Annotated in this window: 20 protein-coding genes; 8 read left to right on the forward strand and 12 right to left on the reverse strand. The window is 55.2% G+C overall.

Annotated elements, in window-relative coordinates; genetic code table 11:
- Window positions 1-38 precede the first annotated feature (38 nt).
- Window positions 39-1406, reverse strand: coding sequence for an HDOD domain-containing protein (locus tag ABIE60_RS01310; RefSeq protein ID WP_354467120.1), 1368 nt, complete (start codon window positions 1404-1406; stop codon window positions 39-41).
- A gap of 112 nt (window positions 1407-1518) precedes the next feature.
- Between ABIE60_RS01310 and ubiG the strand changes: the two genes are divergently transcribed.
- Genes ubiG through ABIE60_RS01325 form a run of 3 tightly spaced genes read left to right on the forward strand, consistent with a single transcriptional unit; the run spans window position 1519 to window position 3709 of the window.
- The gene (gene ubiG, locus ABIE60_RS01315) at window positions 1519-2238 is read left to right on the forward strand and encodes a bifunctional 2-polyprenyl-6-hydroxyphenol methylase/3-demethylubiquinol 3-O-methyltransferase UbiG (RefSeq protein ID WP_354467122.1); all 720 of its coding nucleotides are present in this window, start codon (window positions 1519-1521) and stop codon (window positions 2236-2238) included.
- On the forward strand, window positions 2238-2951 hold the full coding sequence (gph, locus tag ABIE60_RS01320) for a phosphoglycolate phosphatase (RefSeq protein WP_354467124.1): 714 nt from the start codon (window positions 2238-2240) through the stop codon (window positions 2949-2951). The genes ubiG and gph overlap by 1 nt, the downstream gene beginning before the upstream one ends.
- Window positions 2952-2953: 2 nt before the next feature.
- Complete coding sequence (locus tag ABIE60_RS01325; RefSeq protein ID WP_354467126.1) at window positions 2954-3709, forward strand: YciK family oxidoreductase; 756 nt, start codon at window positions 2954-2956, stop codon at window positions 3707-3709.
- Between the two features lie 9 nt (window positions 3710-3718).
- On the opposite strand, the gene rluB is transcribed toward ABIE60_RS01325, so the two are convergent.
- The 4 genes from rluB to ABIE60_RS01345 all read right to left on the reverse strand — a co-directional run bounded on the left by rluB (window position 3719) and on the right by ABIE60_RS01345 (window position 6718).
- A complete protein-coding gene (rluB, locus tag ABIE60_RS01330; protein WP_354467128.1) occupies window positions 3719-4642 on the reverse strand; it encodes a 23S rRNA pseudouridine(2605) synthase RluB in 924 nt (307 codons plus the stop codon).
- Window positions 4643-4759: 117 nt separating this feature from the next.
- Window positions 4760-5158 carry an H-NS histone family protein gene (locus ABIE60_RS01335; RefSeq protein WP_354467129.1) on the reverse strand — a complete coding sequence of 133 codons (399 nt, stop codon included), beginning with the start codon at window positions 5156-5158 and terminating at the stop codon, window positions 4760-4762.
- Between the two features lie 87 nt (window positions 5159-5245).
- Complete coding sequence (locus tag ABIE60_RS01340; RefSeq protein ID WP_354467130.1) at window positions 5246-5866, reverse strand: L-threonylcarbamoyladenylate synthase; 621 nt, start codon at window positions 5864-5866, stop codon at window positions 5246-5248.
- 36 nt (window positions 5867-5902) lie between these two features.
- The gene (locus ABIE60_RS01345) at window positions 5903-6718 is read right to left on the reverse strand and encodes a PHP domain-containing protein (RefSeq protein WP_354467131.1); all 816 of its coding nucleotides are present in this window, start codon (window positions 6716-6718) and stop codon (window positions 5903-5905) included.
- Window positions 6719-6822: 104 nt separating this feature from the next.
- Between ABIE60_RS01345 and ABIE60_RS01350 the strand changes: the two genes are divergently transcribed.
- The 3 genes from ABIE60_RS01350 to ABIE60_RS01360 all read left to right on the forward strand — a co-directional run bounded on the left by ABIE60_RS01350 (window position 6823) and on the right by ABIE60_RS01360 (window position 8424).
- Window positions 6823-7377: a septation protein A gene (locus ABIE60_RS01350; RefSeq protein WP_354467133.1), complete on the forward strand. Its 555-nt coding sequence runs from the start codon at window positions 6823-6825 to the stop codon at window positions 7375-7377.
- The gene (locus ABIE60_RS01355; RefSeq protein ID WP_354467135.1) at window positions 7377-7676 is read left to right on the forward strand and encodes a YciI family protein; all 300 of its coding nucleotides are present in this window, start codon (window positions 7377-7379) and stop codon (window positions 7674-7676) included. Before ABIE60_RS01350 ends, ABIE60_RS01355 begins: the two co-directional genes overlap by 1 nt.
- A gap of 154 nt (window positions 7677-7830) precedes the next feature.
- Window positions 7831-8424, forward strand: a complete 594-nt coding sequence (locus ABIE60_RS01360) for an OmpA family protein (RefSeq protein WP_354467136.1) — start codon at window positions 7831-7833, stop codon at window positions 8422-8424.
- A 133-nt stretch (window positions 8425-8557) separates the two neighbouring features.
- On the opposite strand, the gene purL is transcribed toward ABIE60_RS01360, so the two are convergent.
- A complete protein-coding gene (gene purL / locus ABIE60_RS01365; protein ID WP_354467138.1) occupies window positions 8558-12460 on the reverse strand; it encodes a phosphoribosylformylglycinamidine synthase in 3903 nt (1300 codons plus the stop codon).
- 108 nt (window positions 12461-12568) lie between these two features.
- On the opposite strand from purL, the gene mltF reads away from it, so the two are divergent.
- The gene (gene mltF / locus ABIE60_RS01370) at window positions 12569-14068 is read left to right on the forward strand and encodes a membrane-bound lytic murein transglycosylase MltF (protein WP_354467140.1); all 1500 of its coding nucleotides are present in this window, start codon (window positions 12569-12571) and stop codon (window positions 14066-14068) included.
- Here mltF and tadA read toward each other — a convergent pair.
- The 4 genes from tadA to tnpB all read right to left on the reverse strand — a co-directional run bounded on the left by tadA (window position 14060) and on the right by tnpB (window position 21651).
- The gene (gene tadA, locus ABIE60_RS01375) at window positions 14060-14578 is read right to left on the reverse strand and encodes a tRNA adenosine(34) deaminase TadA (RefSeq protein WP_354467142.1); all 519 of its coding nucleotides are present in this window, start codon (window positions 14576-14578) and stop codon (window positions 14060-14062) included. The genes mltF and tadA overlap by 9 nt on opposite strands.
- A 233-nt stretch (window positions 14579-14811) precedes the next feature.
- Entirely contained in the window at window positions 14812-19413 is a 4602-nt protein-coding gene (locus ABIE60_RS01380; RefSeq protein WP_354467144.1) for an NACHT domain-containing protein, read from the reverse strand.
- 137 nt (window positions 19414-19550) lie between these two features.
- On the reverse strand, window positions 19551-21236 hold the full coding sequence (tnpC, locus tag ABIE60_RS01385; protein ID WP_354467146.1) for an IS66 family transposase: 1686 nt from the start codon (window positions 21234-21236) through the stop codon (window positions 19551-19553).
- Between the two features lie 46 nt (window positions 21237-21282).
- The gene (tnpB, locus tag ABIE60_RS01390; RefSeq protein ID WP_354467147.1) at window positions 21283-21651 is read right to left on the reverse strand and encodes an IS66 family insertion sequence element accessory protein TnpB; all 369 of its coding nucleotides are present in this window, start codon (window positions 21649-21651) and stop codon (window positions 21283-21285) included.
- A gap of 171 nt (window positions 21652-21822) precedes the next feature.
- On the opposite strand from tnpB, the gene ABIE60_RS01395 reads away from it, so the two are divergent.
- Window positions 21823-23030 (forward strand): IS3-like element ISMaq2 family transposase gene (locus tag ABIE60_RS01395; protein WP_354467149.1). Its coding sequence is split into 2 segments (ribosomal slippage): window positions 21823-22150 and window positions 22150-23030, totalling 1209 coding nucleotides; the frame shifts between segments, so codons are not numbered across the junction.
- A gap of 13 nt (window positions 23031-23043) precedes the next feature.
- Here ABIE60_RS01395 and tnpA read toward each other — a convergent pair.
- The gene (gene tnpA, locus ABIE60_RS01400; protein WP_354467151.1) at window positions 23044-23292 is read right to left on the reverse strand and encodes an IS66 family insertion sequence element accessory protein TnpA; all 249 of its coding nucleotides are present in this window, start codon (window positions 23290-23292) and stop codon (window positions 23044-23046) included.
- Window positions 23293-23438: 146 nt separating this feature from the next.
- Window positions 23439-25019 (reverse strand): glutamine-hydrolyzing GMP synthase, encoded by a 1581-nt coding sequence (guaA, locus tag ABIE60_RS01405; RefSeq protein WP_354467152.1) that lies wholly within the window; start codon window positions 25017-25019, stop codon window positions 23439-23441.
- Window positions 25020-25074 lie beyond the last annotated feature (55 nt).

Raw genomic sequence — 25074 nt, forward strand, 5'->3', positions numbered from 1 at the left:
GCGGATTTCACGCTAACCGGCCGACTCCCTGACAGGGATCAAGCATCATCGAGCATCTGCTGCAGCGCCTTGGGCAGGGCACTTCGGCGCTGACGAAGCAAAGGCTTGACCTTACGCTCCCAGACCTGCTCTGCCGTAGCCCCCTCCCAGCCCACGTGCGCCAGATACTCCTGCAAAAACAGGGGCTCATCGACACTCCCCCCCTGCTCTCGCCAGTCCAGCAACCAGGCTGAAAGGTGTAACAACGCAACCCGATCCTGCATCTCGGCTGGCAGTCGGCGCGGCTGAACAAAATCAGGGTAGTGCTGCAAGGCGATACTGCTCCAGACCGGCTCAGGCAGCTGCCAGGCCTTAAGCAGCTCAGCCCCCACCACACCGGGATGTATCTGACCAATCATCGCTTTGAAAGCCGGGTTTTGGCGCTGCAACAGCTCGATTACGATACGGCCCACGTCATGCAGCAGCGCGATGGTGGCCATTTCGGCGGGCCGCGCTCGACCACTGGCCTGCGCAAGGGCAAACACAAGATAGGAGAGCAAAAGCGCACGATGATAGCTGACACGAAAACGATCCGTATCCGGCAGGCTTTTGCGCATGCTTTCGGCCATGATGATCTGATATACACCCTCAAAGCCCAGCAGACTCACCGCATGGCTCAGATCGGTAATTTTCTGGTCAAAATTATAGCGTGATGAATTGATCGCTTTCAGCAGGGTCGCCGTGAGGGAGGGATCCTGACGCACCAGCTCTGCAATCTGGGAGTGTGTTGTTTTTTCATCGAGCAGCCGATTAAGCAGCTCCACACTGGAAACCGGCAATCTCGGTATACGGGCAATGATTTGTTGTACCGGCTCTGAACCTGCAAAGGCTTCAGCCGCATCGGCGGCAGAAGTAAACAGCACCGAAGACAGCCGTTCATAACGCTGCTGCGCCCGACGATAATGATCCAGCAACTGCAGAAATCGCTCTGCGGCCGAGTGCTGTGCCATTTGCAACAGCACCAACTGAGTGGATTCCTGCAGCTGACTGAACGCAGCATCACTCAACAGCAACAACTGCCCATCACTCTGGGCCTGCACGCTGAAGCGAGGCAGGCCTGATCCTTCAGCACCTATAAGGTTCAGTGCCGTAGTCACTTCCAGACTGATCGCCTCTTCGGTTGCGGCAGGCGCCACGCGAACAGTACCCGACTGAAGCAAAATATAACTACTGGCCAGCTCCGACTGCACTGCCAGCAGGTCATCACCGGCAGCAAAACGAACAACACTCGCCCGATTGAGCAGCTCTACCATGGCAGTCTCGGAGAGTTGCGCCCGCCCCGTCAGCAGCGGCGGTTGTTTCCGCACCCCTGACGCCCGAGGCTTGTCTTCCGCACCCGTATCATTGCGTTTCCAGAAACCGATCATCCTTTTACTCCCGGCGTGTATTCCCTGATGTATTGAAAGAGGTGAATTTCCGACCCTCAAACCATAGTGCTAGAATGCGGCATATCTGATTCTGGACGCAAGGGCAAAACTGATGAGTGACGAGCGTACGCCGAATATTGATCCGGCCGAGATTGCCAAATTCGAGGAGCTGGCCAGCCGTTGGTGGGATCGCAACAGCGAGTTCAAGCCTCTGCACGACATCAACCCTCTGCGGGTGGACTTTATCGATCGAATCGGCTCCCTGGCTGGCAAGACCGTTCTGGATGTAGGTTGTGGCGGCGGCATACTGTCCGAGGCAATGGCACACCGTGGCGCCGAGGTCACCGGTATCGACATGGGCGAGGCTCCGCTCAAGGTTGCCAAACTGCACGGGCTGGAGAGCGGCGCCCGGGTCAGCTACCGTCGCATCACAGTGGAAGATCTGGCCGATGAGATGCCTGCCGGCTTTGATCTGGTGACCTGCATGGAGATGCTGGAACACGTCCCCGATCCCGAGTCCGTGGTACGCGCCTGTGCCCGTCTGGTAAAGCCCGGCGGACAGGTGTTCTTCTCCACCCTGAACCGCAACCCCAAAAGCTACCTGTTTGCCATTCTGGGTGCCGAGCGCATGCTTAAACTGGTGCCTGACGGCACCCACGACTTCAACAAGTTCATCCGCCCGGCGGAACTGGGTGCCTGGGTACGAGGGGCTGGCCTGAACATGGGGGAGATGACCGGCCTGGTCTACAACCCCTTGACCAAGGTGTACCGCCTCGACCCCAACGATGTTGGCGTCAACTACATGCTGGCCTGCAGCCGGAGCCCGGAATAATGGCAACCATCGATGCCGTTCTGTTTGACCTGGATGGCACCTTGCTCGACAGCGCCCGTGACTTTCACCGCATTGTCAACCGAATGCTGGCAGAAGCCGGACGCGAACCCATGGAATTCAACGACCTGCGTACCCAGGTTTCCAACGGAGCCCGTGCCATGGTGATGCATGCGTTCAAGCTGGAACAGGACGTGGATGCTTTCCCCGCATTGCACCGGCAACTGCTGGACTACTATGGAGCCGATACCTGCCAGCATAGTCAGCTGTTTGACGATATTGAGCCACTGCTGACCTGGCTGGAACAGAAGGGGATTCGCTGGGGCATCGTGACCAACAAGCCACAGCGCTTCACCCTCACCCTGCTCGACAAACTTGGCCTGACCGAGCGCTGTGCCAGCCTTGTCTGCCCGGAAGATGTACGCGCCAGCAAGCCGGACCCCGAAGGCCTCTGGCTTGCCTGTGAACAATTGGGGGCCGATCCGGCTCGGTGTATTTATGTGGGTGATCACAGGCGAGACATCGAGGCGGGTCACGCCGCAGGCATGATCACCATCGCGGCGGCCTGGGGCTACCTGAACGCCAATGAACAGGCCGAAGACTGGAACAGTCACTATATTTCACATCAGCCATCAGAGCTGCAGCCACTGCTAAACTCATTACTGTCACAGGCTGAAAACATACTCCCGGCAAAGCCGGGCAGTTTAAGGAGCTAAGGATGTTTCACTACGATGCACCGGCCGACCTGCTCAAGGATCGGATCATTCTGGTTACCGGCGCCGGCGATGGAATTGGGCGTGCTGCCGCCTGGCACTACGCCAGACACGGCGCAACCGTGGTACTGCTTGGCCGCACCCTGGAAAAGCTTGAATCACTGTATGACGAAATCGAGAGTGCAGGCCTGCCCCAGCCCGCCATCGTACCCATGAATCTGGACACAGCGGTCGAGCATGACTATGTCGAGCTGAGCAACCAGCTTTATGATGAGTTCGGTCGCCTGGACGGAGTACTGCACAACGCCGGCATTCTCGGCATGCGCACCCCGATCGAGAACTATGACCCGGTTACCTGGGAAAAGGTCATGCGTGTTAACGTACACGCCCCCTTCCTGCTGACTCAAACACTTTTGCCATTGCTGCACAAGTCCAGCGATGCATCCGTGATCTTTACATCGTCGGGTGTGGGGCGCACGGGGCGCGCCTACTGGGGTGCCTATGCGGTATCAAAGTTTGCGACCGAAGGGATGATGCAGGTACTGGCAGACGAACTGGACAACGACCCGGCCATTCGGGTCAATGCCATCAATCCGGGGGCAACTCGCACCCAGATGCGCAGCTACGCCTACCCGGCTGAACCACCCGAAACCAACCCCACCCCGGCTGAAATCATGCCGCTGTACCTTTACCTGATAGGGCCGGACAGCAAGCAAGTCAACGGCCGCTCCATGGACGCACAGGGTCAGGAGTCTGCCTGACCCCGGGACTCAGACCCGACGCCCGCGATTACCGGTGTTGCGCTTACCCACCGAGCGGGCCTTGGTTTTGCCACTGCGACGCTTCTCTTCCACCGCAGGCTGCCCTTTGATCACTGCCTGACGCACTTTCTGGCGCTTGTACAGGCGCTGCTCCTTTTCCGCCTCATTCGGCGTGGGGCGATGAGTACGGGCCGTGTCCAGCTCAAGCTCACGCGCCAGCAACTCCACCTCTTTGGGTGGCAGTTCGCGCCAGGTACCTACCTTGATGTCACTGGGCAGGAATACCGGGCCAAAGCGCACCCGCTTGAGTCGGTTAACCTGCAGCCCCTGCGACTCCCACAAACGACGCACTTCACGGTTACGCCCTTCCATCACGACACAGTGATACCACTTGTTGGCACCTTCACCGTCGAAGTAGCGCACATCCGTGAATTTCGCCATGCCGTCATCCAGCAAAACACCCTGTTTCAACCGCTCCAGCATGTCATCATCCACATTCCCAAGCACCCTGACCGCATACTCACGGTCGATCTGCATGGAGGGATGCATCATGCGGTTGGCCAGCTCGCCGTCAGTGGTAAAAATCAGCAGCCCCGTGGTGTTGATATCGAGTCTGCCAATGGCGACCCAACGCCCCTGCTTGAGGGGAGGCAGATTATCGAAAACCGTCGTCCGCCCTTCAGGATCATGCCGCGTACACACTTCACCCAGCGGCTTGTTGTAAATAAGTACACGACGCTCTGCCATCGAGGCAAAGGTCAGCGTGACCGGCTTGCCATCCAGAACGATTTTGTCAGCAACACTGACCCTGTCACCCAGCTTGGCCGGCTGATCATTCAGGACAACGCGACCTTCTTCTATCCAACGCTCCATCTCACGACGTGAGCCAAAACCGGAGCGCGCCAAAACTTTTTGCAATTTTTCATCGGACATTTTGACGTCTCTTTTCGGGGCATCTCACGATTGCCCTGTTGATATAAATTGGCGATAAACCAAAAAAGCCCCTTCGGGTTTCCCCGAAGAGGCTATTGCCATACGCATGATGCCCGATCACTCAACGGTGGGCAACTGCTCCTTGGTCAGATTATTCGCGTCCATATATTCACGAAATGCCACTGGGGTACGTCCACGGCCGGACCAGGCGTGTTCATTGCCTTCGCTGTCCGTAATAACGTACTTGGCCTTGACCGCTTTCTTGCGCGCAACCGGCTCAACGCCCTGCTTCAATTCTTCAAGCCCAATACCGGCTTCGCGCATCAGGCGCTGAATTTCTTCCACCTGCTGTTTTTTGGCCTGCTGTTCCTGTTCTTCACGCAGTTTGGCCTCTTCAAGCTCAGCACGAATATCGTTAAGGTCAGTAATAACCTTGTCGATTTCGGCCAGGGTCATCTCCTGGCAGTGTTTACGCAGAGAGTTTTTGCGGGTCAGGATCTTGTTAAAATCTGTCATATTTGGCCGCCATTAATTAATTGAACAAGTGGATGCGCTTAATTATCGCTACAAAACTTTTTTTTTCAATACCGACGACACAAAATCCTATTTAAAATGCGCGGTGTCCGCAGCTCCTTCACGAACAACCACCGGCACCTCATCAACCATATTAATCACACTGGTCGCTTCCATACCGCAATACCCACCATCGATGATCAGATCAACGTGATGCTGAAGCAGGTCACGCATTTCGTATGGATCCGTCATCGGCAACTCCTCACCCGGCATAATCAGTGAGGTACTCATAATGGGCTCACCAAGCTGCGACAAAAGAGCTGTAACAATCGGATTGTTCGGCACACGAATACCAATGGTGCGCCGCTTTGGATGCAACAATCGGCGCGGCACCTCTGTTGTGGCAGGTAAAATAAAGGTATAGGCACCGGGAGTATGCGCCTTCAGCAGACGAAAGGTTTGATTATCCACTTTGGCATAGGTACCAATGGAAGAAAGATCATCGCACACCAGGGTAAAATTGTGTTTATCATCCAGCTGCCGAATACGCTTGATACGATCTACCGCTTTTTTATCTCCCAAATGACAGCCCAGTGCATAGGCACAATCTGTGGGATAGATCACAACACCACCTGAACGAATTATTTCTGCCGCCTGCTGAATCAGGCGCGCCTGCGGATTTTCCGGGTGTATCTGAAAAAACTGGCTCATTATTCAAGCCTCCTGTCGAATCAGCACTGAACCACTTCAGTGCCTGATAAAGTCATGTATAAGGTGTCTGTCGCTTTCAACGGCCGGGAAACGTCCCAGCCGCGTCCAGGTCATTTCCGGGTTGTGGAAGTCACTGCCGGACGAGATTTTAAGGTTCAGAGTGTCCGCTATTCTCAACAACAGACCGATCTGGTCACGACTGACATTGGGACAACCGATCTCAATACCATCAATTCCAGACTTGGCAAGCTCAGCAACCAACAGCCTCAGCCTTGAAAAGGTCAGGCTGTACTTCGTAGGATGAGCCAGCACGGAAAAACCACCACTTTTTCGGATGATATCGATCGCTTCAACGATATCCGGCCATTCCGCTTTTACATCCCCGGCTTTGCCCTGTCCGAGGTAACGATCAAACGCCTCATTCTCACTGCTGACAACACCTGCTGCCAGCAACGCTCTCGCAAAATGAGGCCTGCCGATCTGACCATCTCCTGCCTGCGCACTGGCCAGCGCTAGAATATTCTCTGGAACACCCCGAGCGACCAGCTTGTGTGCGATTTTTTCAGCTCGAGTTATACGCAGCTCTGCCAGACGGGCTTCGTAGTCTTTCCAGCCCGGGTAGTCAGGATCTATCCCCAGACCCAGCAAATGCAGCACGCGTCGATTCCACAGACAGGTAAGCTCCACACCGGGTATCAGTGTCAGCCCTGCCTCGCTGGCCGCCTGCTGCGCTTCAGCCAGCCCTGCCAGCGTATCGTGGTCAGTCAATGCCATGTACTCAACCGACGCATCCACCGCCATTGCGACCAGCTCCGACGGGGACAGCGCGCCATCAGATGCGGTACTATGCATGTGGAGGTCGAACCCTGGCAGGCGTACCACTTTTGTGGACTCAGTCACGATAAGCTGTTTACCTCTATTGAAATGAACCTTTCACCAACCATATTAGCGGCCCGATGAAACTATTACTCGATTTTCTTCCTGTCATTATATTCTTTGCAGTTTATAAATTCAGTGGTGACATCATTTTGGCAACGGCTGTGCTAATTCCCGCAACGCTGGCCCAGATGGCGTACACTTGGTTCAAGACCCATCGGATCGAGAAAATGCAGCTGGTCACACTTGGTCTGGTTGTGGTTCTGGGTGGCGCCACTGTGCTGCTGGACAACAAGGCGTTCATTCAATGGAAGCCCACCGTTGTCAACTGGCTTTTTGCCGTGGCCTTCCTGCTGAGCCAGTTTATTGGCAAAAAAACCATCGTACAGCGCCTGATGGAGAGCAGCATCGAGCTGCCGTCAAAAGTCTGGAGCAACCTTAATATCGGCTGGGTCGGTTTCTTCATTATTATGGGAATCGCCAACCTGGCCGTAGTTTACACCCTGAGTGAAGAAGCCTGGGTCAATTTCAAGCTGTTCGGCATGCTCGGCTGCACCCTCGTTTTCATCATTGGCCAGGGCATTTACATCTCCAAACATATGCCCGAACAGAAAGAGAGCAGCGGAGAGAATTGATGTATTACGCCATAATCGCAGAAGATATTGAAAATTCGCTGGCGCCGCGCATGGCGGCAAGACCTGATCACCTGGCACGGCTGGAGCAGCTCAAGCGTGAGGGGCATCTGCTGGTTGCAGGCCCTCATCCCGCCATTGACAGTGAAGACCCAGGCCCAGCCGGGTTCAGTGGTAGTCTGGTGATTGCCGAGTTTGCATCACTCGAAGCTGCTCGCCAGTGGGCTGATGATGACCCCTACTGCAAGGCCGGTGTCTATCAAAAGGTGACTGTAAAACCATATAAAAAAGTTCTACCCTAAGCTAATATAGATGTTAGCTGCATACCGGATTCAGGTTACGGCTGCTTAACGACCTCAAGTTGCCTGTATGGTTGCCGTTAAGGAAAAACCTGATTGAATGTTCTATACTCGTAAACAATTAAAAAACATCCACCTGGCACACAAGGATATGATGATGAAGAAAATTGCAATTGCTGCTGGACTGGCGATGGCACTGGGTACCTCTGCTGCGGTACAGGCTCAGGTTCCGGGTTATGCCGTAAACTCTGACGACACTATCTGGCGTACCAGCTTCGGTGAATGCTGGCACACCGGCTTCTGGACTCAGGACCAGGCTGTTGAAGGTTGCGACGGTGTCGTAGCTCAGGCCGCCCCTGCTCCTGAAGCTGCCCCTGCTGCTGTCATGGCTGATGTTGAGAAGAAGTTCGCTCTGTACTTCGACTTCGACAGCACCAAGGTGGGTGATGTAAGCAACATCGTTGATTACATCGGCTCACTGGCAAGCCTGCAGAGCGTGAAGCTGGTTGGTTACGCCGACTTCATCGGCTCAGCTGCCTACAACGAACAGCTGTCCAAGCGTCGTGCTGAAGCGGTGGCCTCTACGCTGGAACAGTCTGGTGTTGATGCCAGCAAAATGTCTATCGGCTACATGGGCGAGTCTGCTCCGGTTGCAAACTGCACCGGTCGTGGCGCCGAGCTGATCGCATGCCTGCGTCCGGACCGTCGCGTAGACGTTGAAATCATGGGTCAGAAGCGCGTTCAGCAATAAGAACCCTTCTCGACTGCACCAAAAAGCCGGCTCTGTGCCGGCTTTTTTGTTGCCTGTTTGCAGCGTCGCCGCCCCATTCGGGTAACAAAAACGGCAGCCGAAGCTGCCGTTTCCATCTCAAGCGATTAGCTGATCAACCCACCCAGACCCGCGCATTGCGGAACATGCGCATCCAGGCGCCATCCTCGGACCACTCATCCGGTGCCCAGGAATTCTGTACGCCACGGAACACACGCTCCGGGTGCGGCATCATGATGGTGACACGGCCGTCCGGCGTGGTCAGTCCGGTAATACCCAGCGGTGATCCGTTCGGGTTGGCGGGATAAATGGCCGTTGCCTCGCCACGGTTATCCACATAGCGCAGCGATACCGTATCCGACTCATTCAACATCCGCAGATGTGCGTCATCCTCGAATTCGGCACGACCCTCTCCGTGAGCCACGGCGATCGGCATACGTGAGCCAGCCATCCCCTGCAGGAAGATAGAGGGGCTATCCTGAACCTCCACCATCGCGACACGCGCTTCAAACTGCTCGGACTGATTACGCACAAAGTGCGGCCAGAGGTCAGCTCCGGGAATCAACTCATGCAGGTTGGACAGCATCTGACAGCCGTTGCAAACACCCAGTGCAAAGGTATCTTCGCGCTCGAAGAAGGCAGAGAACTGCTCACGCGCCACTGCATTGAACAGAATCGACTTGGCCCAGCCTTCACCGGCCCCCAGAACATCACCGTAGGAGAAGCCACCGCAAGCCACAAGGCCACGGAACTGATCCAGTGAAGTGCGACCGGAGAGGATATCACTCATGTGAACGTCGATCGCCTCAAAACCGGCACGGTCAAACGCCGCCGCCATTTCGACTTGGCCGTTGACGCCCTGCTCACGCAGGATTGCCACTTTCGGGCGCTCACCGGACGCGATCAGCTCAGCCGCCACATCCTCGTTTTGGTCGAAGCTCAGGCTGACATTCAGACCCGGATCCTCACGGTCCAGCAGACGATCAAACTCCTGCTGCGCACAATCAGAGTTGTCACGCAGAGCCTGAATGCGGAAAGAGGTTTCGGCCCACCAGCGCTGCAACTGGATCAGGTCAGCACTGTAAACCTCTTCATCATCATAGAAGCAGTTCAGCTGCAGGTCCGGATTAAGGGTACCGATCACCTTGGCTACATCAGCCAGACCTGCTGCATTCAGTTCGTTCAGAACAGTTTCCATATCTGCACGACGCACCTGAATCACGGCACCCAGTTCTTCATTGAACAGTGAAGCGGCCAGTTCAGAGTTGTCTTCGGCCAAAAGATCCAGGTTCAGATCCACACCGGTACGACCGGCAAAGCCCATCTCGGCGATGGTGGCGAACAGACCACCGTCTGCGCGGTCATGGTAGGCAAGAATCAGCCCCTGCTCGTTGAGCTCCTGAATGGCGGCAAAGAAGTTGGCCAGCAGCTCGGCATCATCCACGTCTGGCACGCTTTGACCCACCTGGTTGTAAACCTGTGCCAGCGCTGAAAGACCCATACGGTTCTGGCCATTGCCCAGATCCAGCAGAATCAGGTCGGTTTCACCCTTGTCGGTCCGCAGCTGCGGGGTCAGTGTCTTGCGGGCGTCCAGCACTGGCGCAAAGCCGGAGATGACCAGCGACATCGGAGCGGTAACACTCTTCCGCTCGCCGTTATCATCCCAGACAGTCCGCATGGACATGGAATCCTTGCCTACCGGGATAGTGATCTCCAGCTCAGGACAAAGCTCCATACCCACCGCCTTGACGGTGTCATACAGCTTTTCATCTTCACCTGGATGACCCGCGGCACACATCCAGTTGGCCGACAGCTTGATATCCGACAACTGGCCGATACGCGCTGCCGCCAGGTTGGTCAGCGTTTCACCCACTGCCATTCGGCCGGAAGCCGGCGAGTCAACCAGCGCCAGCGGGGTACGTTCACCCATCGCCATCGCTTCACCGGCAAAAGTGTCATAGGACGCCGTCGTTACGGCACAGTCAGCCACCGGCACCTGCCAGGGGCCCACCATCTGGTCACGGGCAACGGTTCCGGTGATGGAACGGTCACCAATGGTGATCAGGAAAGACTTGGAGGCCACCGCCGGCAGTTTCAGTACACGCTCGGCAGCATCCGCCAGATCGATATCCGTGGTATCGAAAGCCGGCACTTCGTACGCCATGCGCTCAACGGTACGGTGCATCTTGGGCGGCTTGCCGAACAATACGCTCATCGGCAGATCAACCGGCTTGTTCTCGAAGTGAGTATCGCCCAGCGTCAGATGGTGCTCTTCAGTGGCTTCGCCCACGACTGCGAACGGGCAACGCTCACGCTCGCAGATTGCTTCAAAGCGGGCCAGATCTTCAGGCTTCACCGCCATTACATAGCGTTCCTGAGCTTCGTTACACCAGATTTCCAGTGGCGACATGCCCGGTTCATCATTGTTAATGTTGCGCAGGCCGAAGTTGCCTCCACGCCCCCCGTCCTTCACCAGCTCCGGGAAAGCATTGGAGAGGCCGCCGGCACCGACATCGTGAATGAAAGCGATCGGGTTGGCATCACCCAGCTGCCAGCAGCGATCGATCACTTCCTGACAACGACGCTCGATCTCAGGGTTGCCACGCTGCACGGAGGCAAAATCCAGATCGGCAGAGGAGCTGCCGGACGACATGGAAGACGCGGCACCGCCACCGAGACCGATCAGCATCGCCGGGCCACCCAGGCATATCAGCTTGGCACCAACTGTGATTTCGCCTTTCTCGACGTGGTCTTCACGGATGTTGCCCAGACCACCTGCAATCATGATCGGCTTGTGATAGCCGCGCACTTCATCGCCGTTGACACCTGGAACCCGCTGTTCAAAAGTACGGAAATAACCGGTCAGGTTCGGGCGGCCAAACTCGTTGTTGAATGCCGCACCACCGATGGGCCCTTCAATCATGATTTCCAGCGCGGATGCGATGCGCTCCGGCTTGCCATAACCGGACTCCCAAGGCTGCTCGAAATTCGGAATGTGCAGATCAGAGACGGTGAAACCGGTGAGACCGGCCTTGGGTTTGGAGCCACGGCCGGTGGCGCCCTCGTCACGGATCTCGCCACCGGAGCCGGTGGCAGCACCTGAAAATGGTGCGATAGCCGTCGGGTGGTTATGGGTTTCCACTTTCATCAAGATGTGGATCGCTTCTGGATTGTAGCCATACTGGCCTGTGGCCGGATCGGGGAAGAAGCGGCCAGCCTCGCTGCCGACAATCACGGATGCATTATCCTTGTAAGCCGACAGCACATTGTCACCTGCCTGCTCGTAGGTATTGCGAATCATGGCAAACAGGGAATGCGTCTGACGCACGCCGTCAATATCCCAGCTGGCATTGAAGATCTTGTGACGGCAATGTTCCGAGTTCGCCTGCGCAAACATCATCAGCTCGACATCATTGGGGTTACGGCCCAACCCCTGAAAGCTGTCCACGAGATAATCGATTTCATCATCCGCCAACGCCAGACCAAGCTCAGAGTTGGCCTGAGCCAGCGCTTCACGACCACCACCGAGAATATCCACCTGAGTCATTGGACGAGGCTGCTCATGACGGAACAGGGCTCCGGCCTGATCCTGCGCGGTCATCACAACTTCAACCATACGGTCATGCAGAAGAGCAGCAACCCGTTCCCGTTGCGCGTCACTCAGTGAGGATTCGGCGCGAACATAATAGGCGATGCCCCGCTCCAGACGCTCAATGGCACTCAGGCCACAGTTGTGAGCAATATCAGTGGCTTTGCTCGACCAGGGTGAGATGGTACCCGGGCGCGGCACCACCAGAAACAACTCTCCGGCGGGCTCTTCGGTACTAGCCATGGGACCGTAACGCAGGATACGATCAAGAACCTGAGACTCCTGTTCCTCCAGATCACGCTGCAGATCTGCAAAATGAGTATATTCTGCGTACAGACCAGTAACGGACGGAACCTGTGACCGGATCGAGGAAAGCAGTTTGGCATGACGAAAAGACGAAAGAGCGGGAGCTCCACGCAGTACGAGCATGTTGATATCGAGCCTCTTGATTCTACCTGCAGACCAGGCGTGGGAGAGCGAAAGAATGAAAGCTGATTTTACCCGATCGGGCCACCGAGATACAGAATAGCCGAGCCTATGTTTAAAGAGCGTAAATCACCCCACCTGCGCGAGCTGATCTACTCGGGCGCCTTGATCAGCCTCACGCTTGTGCTCGCCATAATCGGGCTGAAAACGCCTACCCAGCTCGATGCAATTCGCAACAACGGTATCCTGAGGGTGGCCACCACCAACACCCCCATGACCTACTTCATTCGCCGCTCCGAGCCGGCGGGGTTTGAGTATGAGCTGACCAAGGCGTTTGCCGACCACCTGGGGGTTGAGCTTGAGCTGGTCCTGCCATCCAGTTTCTCGGGGCTGTTTCAGGTCTTGCAGGAGCGCAACGCGCATTTGGCCGCTGCCAGCCTGACCATCACCCGCGAGCGTCAGCAGCGCTTTGAATTTTCGCCTCCCTACCGCCAAAGCGCCCCCGTGCTGATCTACCGAGTACGACAGGGAAATCCGGCGCCCAAAACCCCGCTGGACCTTTACGGACGCAGCATCGGTGTTCTCAAAAGCTCCAGTTATGAAGAGCTGCTGGATCAACTTCAGGAAGAATTCCCCAAGCTGCGATGGTTCAGCAACCCGGATGATACGGTTACCGACCTGCTCGACCGGGTCCATGAGGGCAGTCTCGACTACACCATTCTGGATTCAACCGTTTTTGATGCACAAAAATCATTCTATCCTGGCCTGAAAGCCGCATTTGAACTGCAGCCACCCCAGCCCATTGCCTGGATGCTCAATCGTCACCATGACGGCACTCTCAAGGCAGCTTTGCAGCAATGGTTTGCCCTGGAAGAAACAGCACAATTGATCAAAACCCTCGAGGAACGCTACTTTTCACGCACCAATCCGCTTAACTTCTTCGACACGGTTTCATTCCGGCGGGACCTGGAAGAACGCTTTCTACCACTTTACCCCTGGTTCCGTGAAGCGGCAGACGCCAGCGGGATCAATTGGCTGCTGCTGGCGGCCATCGCCTATCAGGAGTCACACTGGAGAGCCGATGCCGTCTCTCCCACAGGGGTACGTGGCATCATGATGCTGACGCAGGCAGCGGCAACTGAAGTGGGTGTTGGTGACCGTACCGACCCGAGGCAAAGCATTCTCGGCGGTGCTCAATACCTGGTCAACGTTAAACAGAAGATCCCCGAGCGGATCCCCGAGCCCGACCACACCTGGTTTGCACTGGCAGGCTACAACGTGGGGTTTGGTCATCTTGAAGACGCCCGCATTCTGACCCAGAAAGCCGGCAAGGACCCCGACAAGTGGCAGCATGTACGCGAACACCTGCCTCTGTTGAGCAACCCGCGTTACTACAACCAAACGCGCTACGGCTACGCCAGAGGACATGAGCCGGTGCAGTACGTCAGCAACATCCGCAAGTATATGGAGCTGTTGCGCTGGGAGGTGGATACTGCGGGGGCACGCAACCTGAACCCGGACCTTGAAAGTGACAGTGATGCCGCTGAAGCAAATGAAAACACCCCGGAAGTACGCCCCCTGCCACTGAGCAACCTGCCCAGCTCACTCTGAATCTGTGCTGTCTGAGATCTGGCCACCTGAAACCTTGAGCCGTTTCTTTTGTGCTCTGCGCGAGCGGAAAAAATCACTGATCTGCTCACTGCACTCCTGTGCCAACACTCCGCCCTGATATTCAGGTCGATGATTGACCCAGGGCTGATCAAAAACGCAGCCATTGCTCACCACAGCACCGGCCTTGGGCTCGGTAGCACCAAACACCACCCGTGCAATCCGTGCGTGTACGATGGCACCGGCACACATGGTGCAGGGCTCAATCGTGACATACAGCTCAGCTCCCACCAGGCGATAGTTTCCCACCTTGTCTGCAGCCTGCCTCAGCGCCATAATTTCGGCATGAGCTGTAGGATCATGGCCACTGATGGGATGATTCCAGCCTTCTCCGATCACAACGTCATCCAGCACCACCAGCGCCCCTACCGGCACCTCTCCCAGTTCGGCAGCACGCGCCGCCAGCGCCTGTGCCTGGCGCATGAAGGTCTGATCCCGTGTTTGTTGATCCATCCCGTTATCCTGCCTATACTCCACCGATACGCAACATCACCCTCATAAAGCCGTAGTAATCCAATTGCAGCGCCCCCCTTCCAGCCGCGTACTCAATTTTACGCTTGCATTGATTCAACACGCTGGCTCTCATCAATTTAAAAAGTTATCTAACGACAGCTAATGCCTAATTGACAGCGCAGAGAGAACATCTCGTGAAACACAATGTCACCCAAGATAACGATTTTAGCTAATTAACGGCGCAAAGCAGATGCCGCTGCATCCTCTGCACCATAGACCTCAGCATCAAGCAGGCGCTCATAGACAGTCATCGCACGAGTTTTAATCTCTATTGGCGAGCGCTGAAGCGCAATCACAAGCCCTATAAATTCACCGTCGTATATTCCTCCAATAGCCCTTTCTGCCGATGTGCTTGCTAGCTCAGATGCAGCCTCCACAATTTCAAGCACCAGTACTTCAAAGCCAGGATAAAGCAACAACTGCTGAAGCTGGTGAACAAATAACCGTTCCATCGATTCTTTAAGTAGATCAATATTTTTTGGAATAGCGGCTAGGAGCTCCCGAGTCATCGCGTCGGCAGGCAGTTGCCCTCCACGACCAACAGCTGCTGATACAGCATGCGCCTCGAATCCACTGACATTACCAGCAACAGCCATGAGGTAGCCGTGTGAGCGATTTCGAATATCAAGATCAGACTCTCTCCATCCCTCAGCAGCCGAAAATAACACGCCACACTTGGCGGATATATCATTCCCTGCCATCACTGCCTCAACTATATTGCCCATTTCAGCAGACGCAGCACTATCGACAATCACGCTAGCAGCAGAGAACTCTCCACCTATCTGTCTGAGTTTATGATCGCTATGCCTGAGCCAAAAGTTGACCATCTCCTGCTGCAGGCTGCTAGACATGCGAGCACGCAACCGCCACAACGATTGGATTACAGCCGCATCTTCAAACGCTGCAGGAAACCTTCGCCAGATCGCCTCAATAAGTTCACCCACTCTTGCAGCGTCTGCCCACCAGAGCTCATGTGACCTGAACATTAGAACCGCACCCCAAATTTCAGGGTCTTCAGGGTGAGTAATATGTAGCTCTAACTCTGTAAGCCAACCATCACAATCCACACCATCACGATGGAGATAACCTGCAGCGATAGCTGATAGCAACGTGAAATTGCGTTGAGGGATAAAGTGTATTCCGCCGCCTCGGCCAAACAAAATCGCCTCTGGGCGTTGATCTGGTTTCTCATTTCGTTCGCGATTGGACCTGTTTAGCTCAGCATGCTGCGCCGTTTCAGCAGCTAGCACAGCTGGATCGCGTTGCAACCAGTTACGAAGGAGGCTGATGTCCCGGTCTTCAAGTCCGTTCAGGCGCCCTGCAAGCTTCTCCATAGCACAAGCAGCATCATGGTAGAAATCGCGAGAAGAAAAACCACGGTCATGGAGCTCCCACACAAACGCCTTAATAGTTAGGGCACTAACCTCCTCAATCCCTGATAACTCCCGAATAGCTGCGCCGGCAACCTGCTCGTGCAGACCAGGTTCCAAGCACGGAATGATCCCAAGAGCACGACCTGGGGACGCTTTCGCAAATTCGGCAAAAGCCCGAGACAACTCAATAACACCGCCTTTTAACCAATCTTTCGGATGTTCATGGCGACCAGTCTGGTCGTTAACTTCATTGAGCATATTGATAATCGCGCTGTCGTTTGCCTTTGCCATCTGCTCGTGGCTCATAGGGGACCCCACATACCGCGCCAGCATCCGCCCTCGGTGTTTTGCTTGCAGTTTCGGCTGCTCGACCCGCCACTCCTCAACTTGCCTGCGACGCCGAGCCGTCAGCACTTGCTCTGGTAGCTCAGCAAGCAAACGCAGTCGGCACTCATCAGACCAACGTAGTAAGTCCCGTCTATGAGCAGGATCGTTCTCTTCCTGTAATTCCTTCTCCCAGGGCTTCCACAATTCGATATAGTCCCGAACCTTCTCAATATCACTGTGGGAGAGGTGAGGAACAATCTGGGCGATCAGATTGCTTGATGACCAGCCATAGATCATCTGCCCAACGCCTCTTTCATCGTCGAACATGTCGATACCTAAATTAAGACGACGTTGATCTGCAAAAAGAAAAGCGAGCGCATGTTCAGTAAAGCGCGCCGGATTCACCGCCAGGGTATCGGCAACCAGCGACTGTATCTCATCAATTTCTACAGCAACAACAGTAGCAAGCAAGGTATACACATCTACCGGGGCAGAAATTGCTGACTCTTCAAGTACGCTCCGCAGAAGCGGCATCAAACTGCCATTGTCAGAGTCATATTTCCAATCGTACGGAATCGATAATGATTGTGGATACCGGTGCCCAGGTCGTCCGTCGCTAACCTCTTGCGAGGCCACACTGATAAACCAAGGCAGGAGGCGTTCGGCACAATGAAACGGTTCGGCTGCCGCAATCTCTTCAGAACCATAAACCCCGATACCGTTATGCCGATCCCCTGCTTGTGTCTCAGCCCAAAATGAGATCACGTCCAAAGCAACACGGGTATCACCATTCCTATGCAAAGCCTCGGCATAATGGGATATCGCCCAGTCTGCCAGCGCCGTTCGACTGAATATTTTACGAACATGGGCGATTGCACGATCTGACGCAATTCCAGAGCGCTCGAAGAGACTAAACACATCTCCGTCATGTGAAGCATCCGACCAATAGCGGTCGACAAAATCCATAACGCGACCAGCGTCTTCCTCAACTTCTCGAACAAGCAACATGGTTGCATTCCAACGATGCTTTTCATCCTGCAGCAGAAAAGATAGGAGCGGCAGCAACCCCAATCTCCAGCGCGACCATCTTGTCGCTACCTGCCTGAACGCCCGATTCGCAAGTGCATGATCGTTACGCGCCATCCAATCAACCCAAGCAATATCGCTTTCGCTAGGATCATCAGCACTCGCTAAATGATCAGCCACAAGGTGACGCAAATGTCTGCGAGTATTGGGGTTTAGTAGCAACAAGCGAACAGCCATTTCATGGGAAGGCACATCAATCCGGCGCATGTACTCAAGGCCGCGTAATACCGTTCCCCGCGCAAACAGCCCTTCCTGACGGCTCCAAGCATAATCAGCTAACTCTTTTGCTGTTTGGAGTATTTTTGCCTGAAAATCATCGAGCCACGACTGATGACTGAAGCCGATACTGGTGTCTTCACGGATGACAATCCCAACTGACTCAGCCCAACGCAGCATTTCGCTGTAGTCCGGCTCATAATGAGCCGCCGGTCGCCAGAGGCTTTCATGCTCTGTCATATCGGCTGCAAGCTGGCGCAAAAAACTCATACACGCAGTCCGCCCCACACCTGTAGGTAGCTTCTTGTCGAGCCATCGCTCAAGTAAGTTTGCTGCAGTAAGACCAGCGGGATTAAAGCCCGATTTGGCAAGGTCGACGTACAACCCGAGCGCAAATGGGATACGCAGTGTCTCTTTGATACTATCCGGCACCACCGAGGCGTCAATACCGAGTTCATCAAGCAGTACGGACACCCGCTCGAACGAAGGCTGAGAAAGCTGTAAATCATCCGCATCAATCCGCCTAAATCGAGCGTCGAACTGCGCCTCAAACGGACGTGAAGAAACAATGATATGAATGGGGAGTGGGTTTCCCTCTTGATCCTTTGCCTCCTGCAGCTGAGACGCAAGGCGCAATAGGATCTGCATCCGTTGTGAACTCTGGTCCATCACTTCACTAACAGCGTCAAGCTGATCGATGATTAGTACAACCGGTGTCTCAACCGCCAGCGAAAGAATCTCCTTCTCAATATCACCTGACATGCCAAGATCGCGAGCAAGATCAACGAAATCCATAATATCCGGGCTAAGCATGTCGGCTTTTATCGCCAGCACAGTCTGGCCGCAAGCTCTGAGTGCACAGTAGACCTCAGCTAGAAGTGCTGATTTTCCAGTCCCTGCGCCTCCGACAACAAGCGTGGAACCTGAAGGGTGCTGATCTAGCCTTTGGAGCAGGTCATCAAACTCTGGTCGCTCTATATGTTGCCCCCAGATCATTTGAGGCCAATCAGCCAGACCGAGCGACCCACGCGCAATGTCCTCTTCAATACCGGCTCGGGTTAATGTCTTTGTGCTATTTGAAACCAAGCCAGCTGCAGTAAACCGAGCCTCAATCATAGCCTCTGCATGCTCAACAGCTACTACAAGTTGAACTTTGAAAAAACGCTGGCGGACAGCAGGCATGTGCTCAAGTAACGCATCTAGGTTAACTGGCCGGAGAAGCTCGTATTCAAGACTCTTCAAGGCATCAGTAATGATTGGCATGACCGCCTCGACCTTAAGTGCCGAGAATTTTTCATACTTTTTAATTACGTCGGCAACCAGATCGAAAAGCTCTGTTTCACTGTTAATTAGCCAAGTCTGTGGCGCATCGAAAAATTCGATTGTTGTACTTGCAGGGTCCGCAGCAAGCGCAAGAATAAAGCGGAAACCAGGCGAGTCAGGCATAAGCGCCGGATCAAGCACCGCATTTAGAAGGAACTTGATTACCTCACGGAGCGTATCCGGCCGCGTGAAACCAGCTTTAACTTTTTTGCACTGAATAAGCCCAGCTGGCCGCTCATCCTTTGTCAGCCAAACGTCCCGCCCTTGGTCTGCTCCTGTGACCATCAAACGAGCATTGCTATACCATTGCAGCTCAGTCGTACGCTCACTAAAGATACTGTAAAGCAGGAGCTCAAAATCATCATCCGTTAAGGCAAGATAATTTGCTCTATCTGGTCCCACGCGGCCTTCGTCTACGGCCTCAATATTAGAATATTCTAATCTAATCATCGGTGAGGACTTTCATTCTGGCCTTCCATGTTTGACGATACCCAATTATCGAAAGAGTTCTACCGGCAGCACAACGCTGCTCTTTCAGTAGCAAGCATACGTCATTAGTAACCGCCGTTAAAACGCCCCACTTGGCCTTAACTGTACTGCGCCACTTTTTTTGAAGTCCGCTCCAGTTCAACATTCCAGGGCAGCAGTCGCTCCAGCTTTTCCAGGGTGTCGGCGTTGGCGATGCGCTCCAGCACGTGCCGGATGTAGGCCGAGGGCTCCAGATTGTTGGCTTTGGCCGTTTCGATCAGGGAGTAACAGGTAGCACTGGCGTGAGCGCCCTGCGGGGTATCCGCGAACAACCAAGCTTTGCGCCCCACGGCGAACGGACGGATGGCATTCTCGGCCAGTACGTTGCTGATGTGCAGGTCACCCCGCTCACAGTAGCCGATCAGGCTGGGCCACTGGTTCAGGGTGTATTCCATCGCCTTGCGGGTGAGTCCACCCTTCATCACGTGGCCCACGTTGGCGTCCAGCCAGGTCTTGAACGCTTCCAGCCGAGGCAGGCTCGACGCCTGACGGATCCGATAGCGTTCAGCCACACTCAGATCCTTGATCTGACGCTCGATGGCATACAGCTTGTTGATGTGACCGAGTGCCACATCCGCTTTGGATAGCTTGGCCTGTTTGCCTTTACCCGCCGGCTTGGCCGCTTTGGTCGCTTCGATGAACTTGCGGCGAGCGTGATCCCAGCAGCCGATGCGGGTCAGCTCATTGGCTGAACAGATCTGCGCATAACCGGAGTAACCATCGGCCTGCAGGACACCCTTGAAGTCATCGAGCAGGCGTACGGGTACCGCTCCACTTCGGGAGGGATCATAGGCGAACAGGACTGAGGGTTGGCCCGGTGGTCCGCCCCGGGTCACCCACATCCATTTATCGGATTGGGCGGCCTTGCCATCCTCTTTGAGTACCTGGATCCGGGTTTCATCAGCTTGCAGGTAGGCCGCGCTGTTCTGTGCTTCCCGCATCAGGTTGATCAGCGGTTTGAACACTTCATCCAGACGGATGATCCAGTGCGCCATGCTGGTGCGGCTCAGCTCGTGGCCCAGACGCTTGAACATCTGCTCTTGCCGATACAACGGCAGACCATCGGCATATTTGGAGGTGATCAGGTAGGCCAGCAGGGCCGGGGTGGCGATACATTTGCCTAGCGGGTGTGTCGGGCGAGCCGCGGCTACGATACGCTCGTCGCCGTTCTCCTCGAACACCGCTTTTTCCTGCCAGTATTCCAGTACTTTGAGCTGGGCGGGGATATATTCCAGTTCTTCCTTCACCTTGGTGAAGAAGGTTTTGACGGACCCGGCCTTCTCTTCATCACTCAGCAGCAGCTCGATACGCTCACGCTGCAGGTGATCGGAGAAGCCGCGCTGACGGCGTTTGGGCGCAGACGTGGCAGCAGGAGTATCGTCTTCAGCAACTTCAATATCGTCCGGGAGCTGATCCCGCAGCTGATCGATCTCGGCTTCCAGTTCCGACTCATCGAAGAGATGGATCTGGTGGGCCGTTTTTTCACTGCTGGCGGCGAACCGCTGGATGCGCTGCAAGCGCAGCATCTCTTCCAGCAACAGGATGTACTGCTCGCGCTGCTGGAGTTGCCGGTCACGCTCTTTGACGGCCTGATCCCGCTGCTCAAGCACCTGGTTTTGCCGCTCAAGCACAGCCTCTTTCGAGGCGAGTTGCTGCTGCAGCCCAGCCACCATCGACAACAAGTCAGCGGTCGATAAACCGCTGATATCAGGCGTCTTTGAGGTGGTTTTGGGCTGTGTTTTCATGGGCAAAATTATATCAAAAACAGCCAGTTGAAGCACCCAAAACCGGCTATCCAACGGCCTCATAATGCAAGGTTTTATGGCCTTGCAGCAGGCTGATGTCATAACCATCGAGCAACCAGTTGATCTGTTCGCCGGTCAACGGCATGAGCTCATCAGCCGGGCTGGGCCACTTGAATTTCTCTTCGGCCAGCGCCTTGTAGTAGAGGATAAAACCGTTGTCTTCCCACATCAGGCACTTGATCTTGTTACGCTGCCGGTTGGTGAAGGCATACAGGGCACCGGTAAAGGGGCTATGTCCCAGCTCCTGCTCAACCAGCACCGCCAGACCATTGGCCTGCTTGCGAAAATCAATGGGCTCACGGTACAGATAGATCTCCGGCATTGACCGAGAGGGACGAAGATACCGTGGCTTCATCAAAGCTGCCTCAGGATCGCACCGAGCAGATCGACATTACCGGCATGCAGACCGGTAATGGCCATGCCACCGGGAAGCCTCAGGGTCAGATTGTAGTAGCCCCCATTTAAACCGGACACCTTGGTAGAAGCAAAGGCCTAGGCATAGACCTAGTGCAAAGGAGTGTCCAAGGTGGAGAGAATTGAAGTCATAACCGGAGTTCAGCGCCGTCGCCGGTATTCCGCACAGGAAAAAGCATTCATGGTTGCGGAGTGTGAGCAACCAGGCATGTCAGTATCGCTTGTAGCTCGGCGTCATGGTATATCAGCAAGTCTGTTGTTCCGTTGGAAGAAGCTGATGAAAGACGGTGGCATGTCCGCGATTGAGTCCGGTGATGAGGTTGTAAGTGCATCCGAGGTAAAAGCCCTGAACAAGAAGGTTCGGGAGCTGGAGCGGATGTTGGGCCGCAAGACGATGGAAGCTGAAATACTCCGGGAAGCCCTGGAGGTGGCTCAGTCAAAAAAGTTGATCTCGCGCATGCCGTTGCTGCCACCGGACGATACCCTCTGAAGCGGGTTGCGGAAGTGCTGAAGGTATCGCGCTCCAATCTTCTGGATCGTCTTCATGGTCGCCAGAAAGGCCGAAGCCCGAGATACAACAAACAAGACGATGACCGGCATTTACCGTTTATCCGTGAGCTGTGCGATGCTCGTGCTGCCAATGGCTATCGAAGGATCACGGCTCGACTGAATCGATTGCTCGCAGCCAACGATGAACGAGTGAACCATAAGCGCGTGTATCGACTGATGAAGCAGGATGGGTTGCTGTTACCCCGGTATACGGGGCGGCCTCAGGAGCGCTGCCACAACGGCCAAGTCATTACGTTGAAGCCGGACCTTCGCTGGTGCTCGGATGGCTTTGAGATCCGCTGCTGGAACAAGGAGGTCGTTCGCGTGGCCTTTAGCCTGGACTGCTGTGATCGCGAGCTGATGCGCTATGTAGCGACCACGGGTGGCATCACCGGTGAGATGGTTCAGGACTTACTGCTGGAAAGCCTGGAATACCGGTTCGGCCAGTCAGAGCGAGTGCCTCATCCGCTGGAATGGCTGACGGATAATGGCAGCTGCTACATTGCCAAGGAAACACGATCCTTCGCGTCTTCTCTGGGCTTTGTGGTGTGTACCACGCCCGTGAGAAGCCCTCAGAGCAACGGCATGGCTGAGGCCTTCGTGAAGACGTTCAAGCGGGACTATGTGTACCTGAACGATCTCCCTGATGCCGCCACGGTGATGGCCAAGCTGCCCGAATGGATCGAAGACTATAATCACAGCCACCCGCACAAGGGGCTGAAAATGAAATCGCCTTGGGAGTACCGGGCGGAACTGGCATCAAACGAATGAGGTGGTGTCCGGTTTAGCGGGGGCAACTACACAGATCATCCGATAGCGGTGAAGCGGCCACCTGGGTGACGCGCGCAAAGCCGGATGTAGGCACACGCTCGGTAGCGGCCGCATCATCAGTGCTTTCGAATTTTCGGCGCCAATAAACAAACTGGTGGTAGGACAGTGATTGTTGTTTGCAGAACGCAGCGCCGGATAGCCCGGTATCGCGCCAGTGTTCAATGTGCTGTTGCCAGTGGTGTGTGCGTTCGGCTGAGTTCATGATGGATTCCTCGCGTGGGTGACGATGGAATCAGTGTGCGGCGGTTAGTGGCTGGAAAAAAGGTGCTGATTTAAGGGCGCTTACCGTCATTATCACGGGTATAAAAAAACCGGCCAAAGCCGGTTTTTTTATACAGCACTGCAGGGTCATTCCCACTCGATCGTGGCCGGCGGCTTGCTGGATACGTCATAGGTCACGCGTGAAACCTTGGCCACCTCATTAATGATACGGCTGGATACGGTTTCCAGCAGATCATAGGGCAGGTGCGCCCAACGTGCAGTCATAAAGTCGATGGTTTCCACCGCGCGCAAGGCAATGACGTACTCGTAACGTCGGCCATCGCCCACCACACCTACCGATTTAACCGGCAGGAAGACGGCAAATGCCTGGCTGGTCTTGTGATACCAGTCGGCCTTGTGCAGCTCCTCGATGAAGATCGCATCCGCTTCACGCAGAATTTCAGCGTATTCCTTCTTCACCTCGCCCAGAATTCGCACACCAAGCCCCGGCCCCGGGAAGGGGTGGCGGTATACCATGTCATACGGCAGACCCAGCTCCAGACCGATCTTGCGCACCTCGTCCTTGAACAGCTCGCGCAGCGGCTCGACCAGCTCGAACTTCATGTCTTCCGGCAGACCACCCACATTGTGGTGCGACTTGATCACATGTGCCTTGCCGGTCTTGGACGCGGCAGATTCAATCACGTCCGGATAGATGGTTCCCTGTGCCAGGAAGCGGCAATCCTTCAGTTTTTCAGCTTCGTCATCGAACACCTCGATGAAGGTGTTACCAATGATCTTGCGCTTGGCTTCAGGATCAGCTTCGCCCAGCAGGCGGCCCAGGAACTGCTCCTCGGCATCGACACGGATTACGTTGACACCCATGTTACGGGCGAACATCTCCATCACCTGGTTGCCTTCACCCTTGCGCAGCAGACCGTTGTCCACGAACACGCAGGTCAGTTTGTCGCCAATCGCCTTGTGCAGCAATGCTGCAACCACGGACGAGTCCACACCACCCGACAGGCCCAGCAGCACTTTCTGGTCACCGACCTGCTTCTGCACCTTCTCGATCAGGTCCTGAATAATATTCGCTGCCGTCCACAATGCATCAGTGTTGCAGATCTCACGTACAAAGCGCTCCAGAATGCGCAGACCCTGTTTGGTATGCGTTACTTCCGGGTGGAACTGAACACCGTACAGGTTACGCTTGGGATCACACATGGCGGCCACCGGCGCAGAATCCGTGGCCGCAATCACGTGGAAACCATCCGGCATTTCAGTCACCTTGTCGCCGTGGCTCATCCAGACGTCCAGTGACAAGGTGCCGTTGTTTGCAATGTGGTCTTCAATACCTTCCAGCAGACGGCTCGGACTGTCAGCCAGACGCACACGCGCATAACCGAACTCGCGCTTGTCGGAACTGGCGACCTTGCCGCCCAGCTGCTCGGCCATGGTCTGCATACCGTAGCAGATGCCCAGCACCGGCAGACCCATGTCAAATACGCATGCCGGAGCTCGCGGTGAATCCAGTTCAGTGACGGACTCAGGACCGCCTGCCAGAATGATGCCGTTGGGGGCAAATTCACGAATCGCCGCCTCATCCATATCAAAGGCATGGATCTCGGAGTAAACCCCGATCTCGCGTACCCGACGAGCGATCAACTGGGTGTACTGGGACCCGAAGTCCAGAATCAGGATGCGTTGCGCGTGAATATCTTTGCTCATACTCAGTGACTCCACCGAATGCTGGCCGCCAGGCGGCACAAACAAAAAGTGGGGC

This window comes from Marinobacterium sp. MBR-109 (assembly GCF_040547565.1).
Lineage (GTDB): Bacteria > Pseudomonadota > Gammaproteobacteria > Pseudomonadales > Balneatricaceae > Marinobacterium.